This window comes from Pseudomonas sp. AS2.8, assembly GCF_014190935.1.
In the GTDB taxonomy this organism is placed as follows: domain Bacteria; phylum Pseudomonadota; class Gammaproteobacteria; order Pseudomonadales; family Pseudomonadaceae; genus Chryseomonas.
Genome location: NZ_JACHVV010000001.1, coordinates 1,324,135 through 1,338,932, shown reverse-complemented (window position 1 = coordinate 1,338,932; position 14,798 = coordinate 1,324,135). Strand labels below are relative to the sequence as shown.

Genomic DNA, 14,798 nt, shown 5'->3' with positions numbered 1-14,798 from the left:
AACCGAGAACCTTTCATGACTCCCTTAGATATAGATCTGTTACTGACGGCATTGATCAGCGTCCTGGTGCTGGTAGCGCTGATCGTCTCGCGCCTCAAAATGCACCCGCTGCTGGCTTTGCTGGTAGTTTCCGTCGGCGTAGGCTTTGCAACCGGTATGGAGCCAGATCGCATCGTCTCGCAATTGGTCACCGGCGCCGGCAAGACACTGGGGGCAGTGGGGGTGGTCATCGCGCTGGGGGCGATGCTCGGCAAGATACTTGCGGACGCTGGCGTCACCGAGCAGATTGCGGCGGTCATCCTCAAGCGCACATCGGATCGGATGATTCCGTGGGCGATGATGATGGTCGCGTTTGTGATTGGCATTCCGATGTTTTTCGAGGTCGGCCTGGTGATCATGCTGCCGCTGATCTTCAGCGTGGCGCGCAAGCTGGAAAGTCAGGCGCGCTTCAAGGGTTCAGCGTATGTCTATGTGGGCGTTCCGGTGATTGCCGCACTGGCCGCCATGCACGGTATGGTCCCGCCGCATCCTGGCCCGTTGACGGCCATCGCCGCGCTGAAAACCTCGGTCGGTCCGACCATGCTCTATGGTTTCCTGGCGGCGATCCCGGCCATGATCTTAGGCGGCCCACTGTATGGCGCGTTCATTTCCCCGCGCATGAGCACTCGGCCCGATCAGGTGTTGCTGGATCAGTTCACCCTGGCTGAAAAAGCCGACGATAAACCAAGCCCCAGCGTATACCTTGGCGTGCTGGCAGCCTTGCTGCCGGCGATCCTGATGCTGATCCATGCCGTCGCCGAGATGGTATTGGCCAAGGACAATGCGCTACTGAAAATGGCCGGTTTCCTCGGCAATCCGCTGATAGCGATGCTGCTGGGCGTACTGTTCGCCGGGGCGAGTCTGGTACTCGCGCGCGGTGGCGATGCGGAGCTATTGCGCGAATCGCTGGGCAAGAGCCTCAAGCCAATCGCCTCGATCATCATGATCATCGCCGGCGGCGGTGCATTTCAGCAACTGCTGACCAGCGCTAAGGTGGGCGATGCGATTGTGCACCTGACTCAGCAGTCGGCGTTCCCTCCGCTGGTCCTCGGTTGGTTGATCGCCATGTTGCTTTCGGTCTCTACCGGTTCCGCCACGGTAGGTATCGTCGGGGCTGCCGGCTTGCTGGCGCCGCTTGCCGGTGCTGATCCCAGCCTCAACCTGCCGCTGCTGGCCTTGTCCATTGGCTGCGGCTCGCTGTTCTTCAACTACGCCAACCATGCAGGGTTCTGGATGGTGAAGGAATCCTTCGGCATGACGATGGGCGAAGCCACCAAGACCATTTCGGTGGTGCAATCGATCGTCGCCGTGGTCGGTTTGATTGTGGTGTTGCTGTTGAACGTGGTCGTGTAATGAGCTGAGGCGGCGTCGAATCAGGACGCCGCCATCCGTGAAAACCCTTATCCGAACGGGCGCCGCTCGGCGCCCGTCCCTCCCTGGGCGCCTGGGCGCCAACCGCCCGTTCAGATGGGCAACAGTCCCTCCGTCTTGACTTCGTTCAGCACGAAAAAGGTGCGCACCTGGCGCACGCCGGGCAGGGCGATCAGCCGTTCGCTGTGCAGGCGATTGAAGGCGGCGATGTCCTTGACCCTGAGCTTGATGAAGTAGTCGACGTCGCCGGCCACCAGGTAGCACTCCAGCACCGGGGGCAGGGCGCGGGCGGCCGCTTCGAAGGCCTGGAAGGAATCCGGGGTCGACCTGTCCAGCACCACGCCCACCAGTACCGCGGTTTCCCGTTGCACCGCCTTGGGGTCCACATGGGCCCGGACGCTGGTGATGACGCCACTCTCGAACAGCTTGCGCGTGTGGTTCCAGCATGCGCTCGGACTCAGGGAAACCTGGCGCGCCAGTTCGGCATTGCTCAGCCGTCCGTCCTGCTGCAGGGCGCGCAGGATCTTGCGTTCGACCGGGGTCAGTTCCGCAGCTTCGCTCATCGAAAGATTCTCCTTGAAAAGCGGTTGGTGGAGGAACATCCATGCGGATTTTGGGAATCGGTCAAAAGGAAAGCAGATTTCGTACCGCTCATTCGAAAGCACCTTTTTTGCCGTTTTCCCTAGCATTGAGGCGTTCTCTCACCTCTGGAGTCGCCGCTATGTCCCTGGATCTCGAAAAGCGTTTTCCCCGCGTCAAGCTCGGTTATTTCCCGTCGCCCCTGCACAAGCTGGAGCGCATGTCGAAGGACCTCGGTATCGAACTCTGGGCCAAGCGTGACGACGTCTCCTCCGGTCTCGCCTATGGCGGCAACAAGGTGCGCAAGCTGGAATGGCTGGCCGCCGATGCCCTGGCGCAGGGCTGCGATACCCTGGTGTCCATCGGCAACATCCAGTCCAACCACACGCGGCAAGTCGCCGCCGTGGCCGCGGTGCTGGGCATGAAGTGCCGGCTGGTCCAGGAGGAATGGACCAAGTGGGAAGACCCGGTCTACGACAAGGTCGGCAACATCTTGCTGTCCCGCCTGATGGGCGCCCAGACGCTGCTCGAAGGCGAGGGCTATTCCACCGCGGTGAAGGCCACCTGGGAGCGCGCCCTGGACGAGGTGCGACGCGAAGGCGGCAAGCCCTACGCCATTCCCGCCGGCGCCTCGGACCATCCGCTGGGTGGTCTTGGCTATGCCCATTTCGCCGATGAACTGGCCGCCCAGGAGCGCGAGCAGGGCGTCTTCTTCGATACCGTGGTGACAGCCACCTGTACCGGTTCTACCCAGGGCGGCATGGTGGTGGGCTTTCGCGCCCAGGAGCGCGAGCGTCGCCTGATCGGCATCGACACGGCGGCGGACGCCGAGATGACCCGTGCCGCGGTGACCAAGATCGCGCGCAACACCGCCGAGATGATCGGCTTGAAGCGGGAGATCCGCGACGAGGACGTCATCATCGAGCCACGTTTCTGCGGACCGGACTACGGCTTGCCGGATGGCCCCACCGTCGAGGCCATCCGCTATACCGCGCAGATGGAGGGGATGCTCACCGACCCGGTCTACGAGGGCAAATCCATGGCTGGGCTGATCGCCATGGCGCGCAATGGCGAGATCGCCAAGGGCAGCCGGGTGCTCTATGTTCACCTCGGGGGCGCACCGGCACTCAACGCCTACCACAACGCCTTCGCCTGAGCCCAGGCCACGACCGGTCACGAGGAGGTCCAGCATGACGAGCCAACCCTGGACAGCGATGGAAGACCTCCGACCGGCCGTGGCGCTGGTCATCCTGCATGGCGATCTCGAACCCGCGGTGACGGCGGAATTGCGCAGCGGCTTACCCGGCTGCAGCGACCTTCCGGTACTGCAACTGGAGGACGTCGGCGGGCTGCACGAGGAGTGGCTGACGCAGGGTCCGCACAGCCGGATCGTAAGGCTGTTGTCCCGGCTGGGTGGCGACTGTCTGCTGCTGGCGGTCGAACCGGCGGGCTCGAACCAGCTGGAATGGCTGGGATCGGTCGCCGGTCAACGGCTGCAGCGGTTCTCGAGCGCCACCCCCACGCCTGAGCTGATCGCCCGCCTGCAACAGCTCAGACGCGACCGGCTGCTGGCGGTGCTGCCGCTTTGAGGCTAGCCGTCAGGGGCGGGCCGTCAGGCCAGTCGCTCGACCTGTTCGGCGATCAGCGCCCTGATCGCCCGCAGGCAGCGCAACTCGCCGGCGAAGACTGCCCGCAACTCAGGCCGCGCGCCCGCCAGGGCCTGGTTCTCCCGCTCGGTCTGTTCCAGCAACTGCTGGGCCTGGGAGGGCAGGCGCTGGCGCAGGCGTTGGAGCTGCGCAGCGGCCGGCGAGCGCTTGATACCCAGCACCTCGGCGGCATCCAGCAATCGCTCGCGGTCGATGGCCACCAGCCGGTTTTCACCGAGGATCGGCCAGGCGAGGGTGGTCGCGTCCGGCCAGCGCTGCTGATCGAAGGCGCGGCTCTCGTATACGGCCGTGCAGAGCAGGTCATAGCAGGGCGCCAAGGCGAGCCCGCGGGATGAGACCAGAAAGCCCAGGTTCTTCAGATGGGCGTCGGTATTGCCCACCAGCACGTTGAACGCCAGCCAGTTGAACAGCCGCGTCCGGGTCACGGCGGGTGCCTCGCACAGTCGGGCCAGTTCGGCCAGGCGCTCCACGCTACCCGCCTGGTACTTGAAATGACGGTCCAGCCCCAGCACCTGGCAGGCGTCGATGCCATGGCGTCGCTGCCAGCCGCCCGGGGTACGGACGCGGTCGAAGCGCTCGATCAGATAGACCGGCTCGGGTACGTAGCGGCGCTCGACGGCAGGAACGATCAGCCCGGCCATACCCGCCAGGCGCATGGTGAACCACTCGTTGATCACCGAATGGGCGAATGCCTCGTGGGGATGGTCCGGCTTGAGGATATGGGTCGAGGGCAGGGCGCCCACGGGTTCCTGCAGGTCCTGCTCAGCGAGGATCACCGCCAGCTTGTGCTGGGCGCCGGCCAGCGACATGCGCTTGAGCGCCTCGTGGGTCAGCGGCAGCTGCGGCATGGCCTGGATCCGCCGGGAGAGGTCGGCGTCGCTCAGGGGGCGGCGATCCCCCGGCGACAGGCGCTGGCCTTCGGCGAGCAGCGTAAGCGAGCCGGCGGACTCGGCTCCGTACCAGCTCAGCAGGGAGAAGGCATCGGCGGCGTCCAGGCGCGCATCCTGGGCGAGCAGTTGCCGCTGGCCTTCCTCGGGCAGCAGGTTGTCGAAGTACCACTGCACCGGTCGCTGCGAACTGCCATCGATCAGCGGCGCTCGCTGCAGGGGCAACTGCGGACAGAGCCCGAAGGCCTGCCAACCGGACTCGTAATGGAACGACCAGATACCGTTTTCGTCAGCCAGCCGACCCACCAGCTGGTCGTCGATCCAGGCCAGGAGTTCACGTCTCATGGTGCCCGGGTATCCGGCTGGGCTTCCACCTCGGGAGGCAGATCCACGATCAGGCGTACCCCCAGGCCTTCCAATACCTGGAACAGCTTGCCCCACTGGACGGTCTCGCCGCCGCGCTCGACCTTGCCGAGAAAGTTTTCACTGACGCCGAGACTGCCGGCGGCATCGTCCTGGCGCAGGGCCTGGGCCTTGCGCGCCTGGCGGACGAGGGCGCCGAGATCGGCAGCATTCTTGAGTAGCACCTGCATGATTCATCCTCACGAGCGTGGGGATCAGGCTAACGCCAAAGGGAAACGCAGTACAATCCTCAAGATCGTGAGGATTTCTACTTTTAGAACTGCTGAAAAGACAAAATCCTTCTGATCGTGAGGATTTTGATCTTCCGCTAGCGTCGTGCCCCTAGCTGCTGGGGGGCCAGGAAGGCGCTGTGGAAGTAGCTGCGAAAGGCCTGCATGGCGGGTGTCAGCGGACGCTCGCGGTGCCACGCCAGCCCCACGCTCATGGGTGTGATGGACTCCACCAGGGTACGGGTTTCCAGGCGTTTGCCCTCCAGCGACCAGGGGCGATAGACCAGGTCGGAGAGGATGGCCACGCCGCTGCCGTTGGCCACCATGCTGCGCACGGCTTCCACCGAGCTGGTACGCAACCGCACCTGGGGTTCAAGGCCTGACTGGCGCCAATAGCGCATGGCGCTCTGTTCCGCTTCGTCGACGGTCAGCAGCACATAGGGCTCGCGGGCGACATCGGCCAGGCTGACGTTGGGTCGATCGCGCAGGGGATGGCCACTGGGCAGCCAGAGCCGGCGTTCGGAATTGAAGAGTGTCTCGGAAACGATGTCCTCGTGGGTCAGGTTGGCCGTGAGCACCACCGCCATGTCGATGCGCTTGTCCAGCAGCGCTTCCTCGATGGCCTGGCGCTCCTGCTCGTGCACCGCCACCGTCACCTCGGGATAGAGCTGCGCCAGGCGTTGCAGGTGGTGGGGGAGGAAGTAGCCGATCACCGTATAGCTGGCGGCGATGCGCAACTCGCCGCTGGCGCGGTGGTCGGGCAGGGCGCTGCTCAGGGCATCATCGACCCCGCGCAGGATGCCATAGGCATGGTTGAGGAAATGCCGACCGGCATCGGTCAGCGCCATGCCTTGCGCCGAGCGGACGAACAGACTGGCGCCCAGCACGCCCTCCAGTTCCTGGATGGCGCTGGTCACCGCCGACTGGGAAATGTTCAGGTGGATGGCCGCCTGGGAGATCTGCCCCAGTTCGGCGGTCGCGGTGAAGTAGCGCAGCTGACGCAGGGTAAGGGCCATGACGACTGTCCTGAGGTATCGATTTTTCCGAACACCGGACCTTGGATAATAAATCTTCCCAAGGGGGCAGGGCAGTCCTAAGGTCGAGAACAACGCACCGTAGCTAGGGAATACCGCAATGATCGAGGTGGACTTCAATTCCGACATGGGCGAGGGCTTTGGCGCCTGGACACTGGGCGACGGCGTGGACGACCAACTGCTCGACCTGGTCAGCTCGGCCAATATCGCCACCGGCTTTCACGCCGGCGATCCCGTCCTCATGCAGCGCACCGTGCTACAGGCCAAGGCGCGCAACGTGGCCATCGGTGCCCACCCGGGCTATCGCGACCTGGTGGGGTTCGGTCGCCGGCCGCTGCAGATGCCTGCCGAAGAGCTGGTGGCCGATATCGTCTATCAACTCGGTGCCCTGCGTGAATTCGCCCGGCTGCATGGCCTGCGGCTGCAGCACCTCAAGCCCCATGGCGCGCTGTTCATGCACCTGGCCCGGGACGAGGCGGCTGCCCGGCTGCTGGTGGAGACGCTGCAACGGCTCGAACCCGGGCTGCTGCTCTATTGCCTGCCCGATTCGGCCACCTGGCGAATCGGTCGCGAGCTGGGCCAGCCCCTGGTGCGCGAGTTCTATGCCGACCGGGACTACGATTGCAGCGGCTCCATCGTCCTGGTCCGGCGCATGGGCGCGCTGGATCCCCAGGCGGTGGCCGAACGGGTGCTCAGAGCCTGCCAGCAGGGAAGGGTCGCCACGGTGGAAGGGGGCGAGGTCGCGGTGGCCTTCGAATCCATCTGCCTGCACAGCGACACCCCCGGTGCGCTGGGCCTGGCCCAGGCCATCCGCCAGCGCCTGGACGCCGCCGGCATCGCCATCCGCGCCCCGGGCGCCGGCTAGTTTTCCACGCGGACACTGGCGCCAAGACGCCGGGTCCTCCCGCCTTTAGCTACGCCTGCCTTTCCGACAACATTGCCTAGAAGAGGAATCGTCATGGCCGAACATTCGGTGCTCTCGCCCTTGCCCGGAACGTTCTATCGCAAACCCACCCCCGATGCGGCGCCTTATGTGGATGTCGGGGAAACCGTCACCGCCGGCACCGTGATCGGCCTGGTCGAGGTGATGAAGCAGTTCTCGGAGGTCCACGCCGAGGTCGCCGGGACGCTCACGGCCTTCGCGGTCGAGGACGGTGATCCGGTCGAGCCGGGTCAGTTGCTGGTCACCCTGAGCGGAGTCGCCTCGTGAGTACCACAGGGGGCGGTATCCGCCGTCTGCTGGTGGCCAATCGTGGCGAGATCGCCGTCCGTATCCTGCGCGCCGCCAAGGCGCTGGATATCGAGACGGTACTGGCCTGCAGCGAGGCCGACCGGGATTCGCTGGCGGCGCGCCAGGCCGATGCCGTGGTGGTGATCGGCCCGGCGCGGGCGGATCGCAGCTACCTCAACATAGAGGCGCTGCTCACGGCCTTGCGTGACAGCGGCGCCGATGCGGTCCATCCCGGCTACGGCTTCCTGGCCGAGAACGCTGCCTTTGCCGATGCAGTGGAGGAGGCCGGTGCCGTCTTCGTCGGTCCTTCGGGTGACATCATTCGCCGCATGGGCGACAAGGCCGAGGCACGGCGTACCGCGCTGGCGGCTGGCGTCCCGGTGGTGCCAGGCTCCGCCAGCGAACCGGCTGATATAGAGGCGGCCATAGCGGCAGCCGAGACGGTGGGTTATCCGCTGCTGATCAAGGCATCGGCCGGGGGAGGAGGCCGGGGCATCCGCCTGGCGCGCGACGCCGCCGAGCTGGTGCGGGAATTTCCCATCGCCCAGCGTGAAGCCCAGACCGCCTTTGGCAGCGGCGCCCTCTATCTGGAGCGCTTCATCGAGCGCGCTCGGCATATAGAGGTGCAGATCCTTGGCGATGGCCAGCGCGCCGTGCATCTGTTCGAGCGCGAATGCTCGCTGCAGCGGCGCCGGCAGAAGCTAATGGAAGAGGCGCCATCGCCGGTCCTGAGCGCCGCTCAGCGCGAGACCCTCTGCGCCAGCGCGGTACGCCTGGCCGAAAGCCTCGGCTATCGTGGCGCCGGCACCCTGGAATACCTGTTCGACGAAGCCCGCGGCGAGTTCTTCTTCATCGAGATGAACACCCGCATCCAGGTCGAGCATCCGGTTTCCGAGATGGTCACCGGCATCGATCTGGTCCAGGCCATGTTGCGCATCGCCGGAGGTGAACCCATGGGGCTGCGCCAGGAAGACATCCATCTGCAGGGTGCCGCCATCGAGCTGAGACTCAACGCCGAAGATCCGGTGCGCAACTTCTTCCCCAGTCCCGGGACGGTCGAGCAACTCGTCTGGCCACAGGGCCCGGGCATCCGCGTCGACAGTCATCTCTATGCGGGCTATCGAGTGCCCCCTTATTACGATTCGCTGCTGGCCAAGCTCATCGCCCATGGCGCCGATCGCCGTGAGGCCCTGGCTCGTGCCCGCCAGGCGCTGGACCAGCTGCGCCTGACCGGCATGGCCACCACCGCCAGCCTGCATCGGCGCCTGCTGGACGAGCCCTGGGTGATCGAAGCCCGCTTCGACACCGGTACCCTGGAACACTGGTTGGCCGAGGAGATTTCCGCATGACGACCGCGATCCGCTACAGCTTCGGCGGCGACGAGCACCTGTTCGTCGAATTGTCCGAAAGCATGTCCCTGGAAGCCTTTTTCCGTGGCCTGGCCATGACCCGCGCGGTGCAGGCGCTGCAGTTGCCCGGCATCCACGACATCTGCCTGGCCAATGCCTCCTTCCAGATCCGCTTCGATCCCGATGTCCTGCCGCCCGACCGGCTGCTGGCCGCCGTCCAGGGCGTGGAAGACCAGGCGGTGGCCGAGCGCCAACTGGCCACGCGGCTGATCGAGATCCCGGTGCTCTACAACGACCCCTGGACCCACGAGACGCTGATGCGCTTTCGCGATCGCCACCAGGATCCGACCGCCACCGATCTGGAATACGCCGCCCGCATCAACGGCCTGGCCGACGTCGACGCCTTTATCGCAGCCCACAGCGGCGCGCCCTGGTTCGTCTCCATGGTGGGCTTCGTCGCCGGGTTGCCGTTCATGTTCCAGATGGTGGAGCCCGAACGGCAGCTGCAGGTCCCCAAGTACCTGCGACCCCGCACCGACACGCCGAAGCAGACCCTCGGCCACGGCGGCTGCTTCGGCTGCATCTATTCGGTACGGGGCGCCGGCGGCTACCAGATGTTCGGCGTGACGCCGGCGCCCATCTACGATCCGGCCCAGCGCCTCGCTTACCTGCAGGACCACATGGTGTTCTTCCGGCCCGGCGACATCGTCCGCTTTCGCGCCATCGACCGCCCCGAATACGACCGGATGCTGGCAGAGGTAGAGGAGGGTAGCTTCACCCTGAATATCCGTCCGGTGGACTTTTCCCTGGACGCCTTTCTCGACGATCCCCGTGGCTATCCGCGCACCCTGATGGAGGAGCCGGCATGATCAAGGTACTCAAACCCGGCCTGGCCACCTCGATCCAGGATCTCGGTCGCGAAGGCTACTACCACCTGGGCATCCCGCCGTCCGGGGCCATGGACAGCTACGCCTTGCGCGCGGCCAATCTGCTGGTGGGCAACGCACCCGGCGCCGCCGCCCTGGAATGTACCTTGCTCGGCCCGGAGCTGCACTTTACCGAAGACGCCCTGGTCGCCCTGAGCGGCGCGCGCATGACGCCACGCCTGGACGGCGCCGAGATGCCACTGGACGAAGCCTTCCACGTGCGCGCCGGCCAGGTGCTCAAGTTCGATTACCTCAAGGCCGGTGCCCGTGGCTATCTGGCCGTGGCCGGCGGTTTCGCCGTGCCCGAGGTGCTCGGCAGTCGCTCGACGTACACCCTGGGTAGCCTCGGTGGCTTCCAGGGTCGAAGGCTCGCCGCGGGTGACGAACTGACTGTCGGAACCCCGGCGACAGGCGCCAGGGCTGGCGTCCGCTTGCCAGGCGAGCTGGTACCGGCCTGTGGCGGCGAGGTGCCCCTGCGGGTCGTGCCGGGTCTCTATCATCACCGCCTGACCGCGGACGCCGCCGAAGCCTTTTTCGCCGATACCTGGACAGTGGGCTCCGAAGCCGATCGCATCGGCTACAGATTCAAGGGCGGCCGGCCGCTGGCATTCACGCCGCGCGAACAACCCTTTGGCGCCGGCTCGGATCCGTCCAATATCGTCGACAGCTGTTATCCCATCGGCTCGATCCAGGTGCCGGCGGGCCTCGAACCCATCGTCCTGCACCGAGACGCCGTGTCGGGTGGTGGCTACGCCATGATCGGCACGGTCATCAGCAGCGACCTGGATCTGATCGGCCAGCTGCAGCCCAACCAGAAAGCCCGATTCGTGGCGGTAACCCTGGAAGACGCGCTGGCCGCACGGCGTGCGTACCGGGAACGCCTGCAGCGACTGGAGCAGCTGTTGGCGAGCTAGAGAACCGTTGGCAAGCGGGTGACCCGTCGAGAGATCCTGAAGGCGTCGTTCGTAACGGACGCGTTTTCAGGATCGTCACTTCAAGGAATCCTGAATTTTGCAAAAGAGGCTGATTGGCAACGCCAGGGTAGGGAAGCGAGAGTCGCAGCTGGAGGCCATAGCAGGGGTAAAGCAAAAGACTGGATGGGAAGGCAAAGGGCAGTCGTCAGCCCAGGTCCATATCCAATTTAACATAATATACATTATGCGAAGTTATGGTTATGGAGTGCTGCACCGAGCATCCGCCTTTTCGCGCTGGCTGCTTTCTGAAATCCGCTACCACCTCGGCAGTTTGCCAGACATGACCGCTCCAAGGACTCAGATCGCCGCTAACCGCACACCTGCACCGCAAATTCCCCATCATCCGTTTGTACAAGATGCCGTCCACAGCTTTAATCGAATGGCGTCCGTTCCCGGAGCTCTGTTCCGATTGTCGCGCCTCTGCCTGTGTCACCACGCGCGAATGTCCTGGGTTTCCAACAATTATTCCATCCCGAGGAGTTTTGAATGGCTTATCAAGCCGCTTCCGATCGCTATGACCGTATTCCTTACCGCCGCGTGGGTCGCAGCGGTCTCGTGCTGCCGGCGTTGTCGCTGGGCCTCTGGCACAACTTCGGCGATACCACGCCGCTGGATCGTCAGCGCGCCTTGCTGCGCACCGCCTTCGATCTGGGCATCAATCATTTCGACCTGGCCAACAACTACGGGCCGCCCTATGGCAGCGCCGAGATCAATTTCGGTCGGTTGCTGCGTGAAGACTTCGCGGCCTATCGCGACGAACTGATCATCTCCAGCAAGGCCGGCTGGGACATGTGGCCCGGGCCCTATGGCCAAGGTGGCGGCTCGCGCAAATACGTCCTGGCCAGCCTGGATCAGAGCCTCAAGCGCCTGGGCGTTGATTACGTCGACATCTTCTATTCCCACCGTTTCGACGAGCACACGCCGCTGGAAGAAACCGCCAGTGCCCTGGCCACGGCGGTCCAGCAAGGCAAGGCCCTCTATATCGGCATCAGCTCCTATTCGGGCACCAAGACCCGGGAAATGGCCAAGTTGCTGGCCGACTGGAAGATCCCTCTGCTGATCCACCAGCCGGCCTACAACCTGCTCAATCGCTGGATCGAAAAGGATCTGCTGGATGCGACCGAGGACATCGGCAGCGGCGTGATCGCCTTTACGCCGCTGGCCCAGGGGTTGCTGACCGACAAGTACCTCAATGGCGTTCCGGCCGAAGCCCGGGTCAATCAGCCCGGTGGCCAGTCGCTGCAGCAAGGTCATCTGTCTGCCGAGAACCTGGCCCGGGTACGCGCCCTGGATGCCATCGCCAAGCGCCGCGGCCAGAGTCTGGCGCAACTGGCCCTGGCCTGGACCCTGCGCGATCCACGCATCACCAGCGCCCTGATCGGCGCCAGTCGGCCCGAACAGATCGTGGAAAACGTCGCGGCCCTGGACAACCTGAGCTTTACCGCCGAGGAACTGGCCGAGATCGACACCCATGCGGTCGAAGGCGATATAAACCTCTGGGCCAAGCCGTCCAGCGCGGAATAAGGCTGCGTTCGGCGTATCTGGCGCTCCAGGGCCAGGTACGCCTACCTCTATAAAAGCCCGACCGGTCCAGGGCACAACCACCCTCGCCCGCCCTCACCCATGCGGCTGCTGACGCCGGGTCCCGATCTGCTCCTGGCGATACTGACTGGGCGTCCGTCCGGTCTCGTTGCGGAAATGCCGGTTGAAATTGGACAGATTGGAATAGCCCACCTCGAAACAGATGGCGGCGATGGATAATTCCGCCTGCAGCAGCAACCGACAGGCCCGCTGGATACGCAGCTTGCGCGCCAGTTCGATGAAGCCGTGGCCGGTGACCTTCTTGAAGAAGCGTGAAAATCCCGCCTCGCTCATGCCGACGCGCCTGGCGATCACCGGCAGTCGGATATCCTCGGTGAGTTCGCTCAGCAGATAATCGAAGGCCTGATGCACCCGTGCGGAACTGCGGGCATCCAGTGCCGGCGCATAACAGGCACTGGCCAAAACGATCCTTTCGCTTCCCGGCGCCCGGGACAGCAAGCCCAGCAAGGCGAACAGCCTGAGCAGTCGCTCGGCGCCCTGGGCCTGGCCCATCGCCTCGATCAAGGCAGCCGCCTGCCGGGCCGTGTCGCCGCTGAACTCCAGCCCACGTCGGGCCTGTTCCAGCAACGGCAGATAATCGGCCAACTCCGGAGCGACCGCACTCAGCGAGCGCAACAGTTCGCCGTTGAACTGGATGACCACGTCACGGCCAGCGAGCACCTCGCCGGGCGGTAGATCGCCGATCCAGTCATGCGGCAGATCCGGCCCGATCATGGCCACGTGACCTGCCGCAAAGGGTCCGACATAGTCGCCGGCCAGCAACCGGCCGCTGCCCTGGCGGATCAGATGGATCTCGTATTCAGGGTGATGATTCCAGCGCGCCAGGGCGTAGGGATAGTCGTGCTCGTACCAGCGAAAACTCTGATCGGGCGCGGCAAGGATCACTTCCAGCTCTGCCGGCCGCGCCTCGAGGAAGGCGGTCGCCTTCATGATGTACCTCTGCTTGTTCTTGTAGGCCCGCACCGGCCGGCCTGGCTATCGATGCTTTTTTGACCTCGGTGCGCTCGGCGATCCAGGTCAAAAATGTATCGGCAACTGGTCAATGCCAGGTTAGCCAGCGGCTTGGCCCTGCTGTTGTAATCCCCTCCAGCTGCGCTGTCGAGATCAGATTTATATCGGCGGCCAGCCATTCATAACAACAACAAGCTGCCCGCCGTGGCAGTCACGGAGAGAAGAAGATGAAGCGCCCTATCGCTTTGCTGCTGTTGGCCGGTCTCGGGTTGACCGGTGTTGCCCAGGCCGTCGAATCGGTCACCGTTGCCACCGTCAACAACAGCGACATGGTGCGCATGCAGCGCCTGTCCCAGGTCTTCGAGAAACAGCACCCCGACATCAAGCTCAACTGGGTGGTGCTGGAAGAAAACGTGCTGCGGCAGCGGCTGACCACCGACATCACCACCGGGGGTGGCCAATTCGATGTGCTGACCATCGGCACCTACGAAACCCCGCTCTGGGGGGCCAAGAACTGGCTGGAGCCGCTCGACAAACTGCCTGCCAGCTATGACGTCGAAGACATCTTTCCGGCGGTCCGCCAGGGGCTGTCGGTCAACAACCATCTCTATGCCCTGCCGTTCTATGGCGAAAGCACCGTCACCTACTACCGTCAGGACCTGTTCAAAGCCGCCGGCCTGCAGATGCCCGACAAGCCGACCTGGACGCAACTCGCCGAATTCGCCAGCAAGCTCAACCAGCCGGGCAAGGAGCAATACGGTCTCTGCCTGAGAGGCAAGGCCGGCTGGGGAGAAAACGTCGCGCTGCTCAGCCTGATGGGCAACGCCTTCGGCGCGCGCTGGTTCGACGAGCAATGGCACCCCGAACTGACCAGCCCCGAGTGGACGGCAGCGGCCAACTTCTACGTCGACAACATGAAGAAGTACGGCCCGCCCGGGGCTTCCAGCAACGGCTTCAACGAAAACCTGGCGCTGTTCAACAGCGGCAAGTGCGCCCTCTGGGTGGATGCCAGCGTCGCCGGCTCCTTCACCACCGACAAGAGCCAGAGCAAGGTGGCCGATGAGGTCGGCTTCGCCGCCTCGCCCCATGAGGTCACCGACAAGGGCTCCTCCTGGCTATATGCTTGGTCGCTGGCGATCCCGGCGAGCGCCAAGCACAAGGAGGCGGCCAAGACCTTCATCACCTGGGCGACCTCCAAGGAATACATCCAGCTCGTGGCCGACCAGGATGGCATCTCCAACGTACCGCCGGGCACTCGCCAGTCCACCTACAGCCAGGCCTACCTGAGCGCTGCGCCCTTCGCCAGGATCACCCTGGAGATGATGCAGCACGCCGACCCGGCCCATCCCTCGGCCAAGCCGGTGCCCTATGTCGGCATCCAGTACGTGACCATTCCCGAGTTTCAGGCCATCGGCACCTCGGTCGGCAAGCTGTTCTCCGCAGCCCTTACCGGCCAGATGAGCGTCGAACAGGCGCTCAACGCGGCCCAGACCTCGACGACCCGCGAAATGAAACGCGCGGGCTATCTCAAGTAACGTCCCTTTATCCAAGACATG

The 14,798-nt window shown here is 64.5% G+C and carries 15 protein-coding genes; 10 read left to right on the top strand and 5 right to left on the bottom strand.

The genetic code is table 11. The features are described 5' to 3' along the window. Positions 1 to 15: 15 nt before the first annotated feature. Positions 16 to 1,392, top strand: a complete 1,377-nt coding sequence (locus FHR73_RS06085; protein ID WP_183630013.1) for a GntP family permease — start codon at positions 16 to 18, stop codon at positions 1,390 to 1,392. Positions 1,393 to 1,502: 110 nt separating this feature from the next. Here FHR73_RS06085 and FHR73_RS06080 read toward each other — a convergent pair whose 3' ends face one another. Then, on the bottom strand, positions 1,503 to 1,973 hold the full coding sequence (locus tag FHR73_RS06080) for an Lrp/AsnC family transcriptional regulator (RefSeq protein ID WP_183630012.1): 471 nt from the start codon (positions 1,971 to 1,973) through the stop codon (positions 1,503 to 1,505). Positions 1,974 to 2,131: 158 nt separating this feature from the next. Here FHR73_RS06080 and FHR73_RS06075 point away from each other — a divergent pair, with 158 nt between their 5' ends. After that, positions 2,132 to 3,145 carry a 1-aminocyclopropane-1-carboxylate deaminase gene (locus FHR73_RS06075; protein ID WP_183630011.1) on the top strand — a complete coding sequence of 338 codons (1,014 nt, stop codon included), beginning with the start codon at positions 2,132 to 2,134 and terminating at the stop codon, positions 3,143 to 3,145. Between the two features lie 34 nt (positions 3,146 to 3,179). Then, the gene (locus FHR73_RS06070; protein WP_183630010.1) at positions 3,180 to 3,578 is read left to right on the top strand and encodes a hypothetical protein; all 399 of its coding nucleotides are present in this window, start codon (positions 3,180 to 3,182) and stop codon (positions 3,576 to 3,578) included. 23 nt (positions 3,579 to 3,601) lie between these two features. On the opposite strand, the gene FHR73_RS06065 is transcribed toward FHR73_RS06070, so the two are convergent. From FHR73_RS06065 to FHR73_RS06055, 3 genes are all read right to left on the bottom strand, one after another. Beyond that, positions 3,602 to 4,888 carry a HipA domain-containing protein gene (locus FHR73_RS06065; RefSeq protein WP_183630009.1) on the bottom strand — a complete coding sequence of 429 codons (1,287 nt, stop codon included), beginning with the start codon at positions 4,886 to 4,888 and terminating at the stop codon, positions 3,602 to 3,604. Next, on the bottom strand, positions 4,885 to 5,136 hold the full coding sequence (locus FHR73_RS06060) for a helix-turn-helix domain-containing protein (protein WP_183630008.1): 252 nt from the start codon (positions 5,134 to 5,136) through the stop codon (positions 4,885 to 4,887). The genes FHR73_RS06065 and FHR73_RS06060 overlap by 4 nt, the downstream gene beginning before the upstream one ends. 137 nt (positions 5,137 to 5,273) lie before the next feature. Then, the gene (locus FHR73_RS06055) at positions 5,274 to 6,191 is read right to left on the bottom strand and encodes a LysR family transcriptional regulator (protein WP_183630007.1); all 918 of its coding nucleotides are present in this window, start codon (positions 6,189 to 6,191) and stop codon (positions 5,274 to 5,276) included. Positions 6,192 to 6,309: 118 nt separating this feature from the next. Between FHR73_RS06055 and FHR73_RS06050 the strand changes: the two genes are divergently transcribed. The 6 genes from FHR73_RS06050 (at position 6,310) to mgrA (ending at position 12,213) form a co-directional block, all read left to right on the top strand. After that, positions 6,310 to 7,074 (top strand): 5-oxoprolinase subunit PxpA, encoded by a 765-nt coding sequence (locus tag FHR73_RS06050; RefSeq protein WP_183630006.1) that lies wholly within the window; start codon positions 6,310 to 6,312, stop codon positions 7,072 to 7,074. Positions 7,075 to 7,167: 93 nt separating this feature from the next. Then, positions 7,168 to 7,419, top strand: a complete 252-nt coding sequence (locus FHR73_RS06045) for an acetyl-CoA carboxylase (protein WP_183630005.1) — start codon at positions 7,168 to 7,170, stop codon at positions 7,417 to 7,419. Continuing rightward, positions 7,416 to 8,789: an acetyl-CoA carboxylase biotin carboxylase subunit gene (locus FHR73_RS06040; RefSeq protein ID WP_311629117.1), complete on the top strand. Its 1,374-nt coding sequence runs from the start codon at positions 7,416 to 7,418 to the stop codon at positions 8,787 to 8,789. The genes FHR73_RS06045 and FHR73_RS06040 overlap by 4 nt, the downstream gene beginning before the upstream one ends. Continuing rightward, positions 8,786 to 9,658, top strand: coding sequence for an allophanate hydrolase subunit 1 (locus tag FHR73_RS06035; RefSeq protein ID WP_183630004.1), 873 nt, complete (start codon positions 8,786 to 8,788; stop codon positions 9,656 to 9,658). Before FHR73_RS06040 ends, FHR73_RS06035 begins: the two co-directional genes overlap by 4 nt. Continuing rightward, positions 9,655 to 10,629 carry a biotin-dependent carboxyltransferase family protein gene (locus FHR73_RS06030; RefSeq protein WP_183630003.1) on the top strand — a complete coding sequence of 325 codons (975 nt, stop codon included), beginning with the start codon at positions 9,655 to 9,657 and terminating at the stop codon, positions 10,627 to 10,629. The genes FHR73_RS06035 and FHR73_RS06030 overlap by 4 nt, the downstream gene beginning before the upstream one ends. A 546-nt stretch (positions 10,630 to 11,175) precedes the next feature. After that, entirely contained in the window at positions 11,176 to 12,213 is a 1,038-nt protein-coding gene (mgrA, locus tag FHR73_RS06025) for an L-glyceraldehyde 3-phosphate reductase (protein WP_183630002.1), read from the top strand. A 93-nt stretch (positions 12,214 to 12,306) separates the two neighbouring features. Here mgrA and FHR73_RS06020 read toward each other — a convergent pair whose 3' ends face one another. Then, positions 12,307 to 13,221, bottom strand: coding sequence for an AraC family transcriptional regulator (locus FHR73_RS06020; RefSeq protein WP_183630001.1), 915 nt, complete (start codon positions 13,219 to 13,221; stop codon positions 12,307 to 12,309). Between the two features lie 248 nt (positions 13,222 to 13,469). On the opposite strand from FHR73_RS06020, the gene FHR73_RS06015 reads away from it, so the two are divergent. Continuing rightward, positions 13,470 to 14,777, top strand: a complete 1,308-nt coding sequence (locus tag FHR73_RS06015) for a sugar ABC transporter substrate-binding protein (protein ID WP_183630000.1) — start codon at positions 13,470 to 13,472, stop codon at positions 14,775 to 14,777. Positions 14,778 to 14,798: the final 21 nt, after the last annotated feature.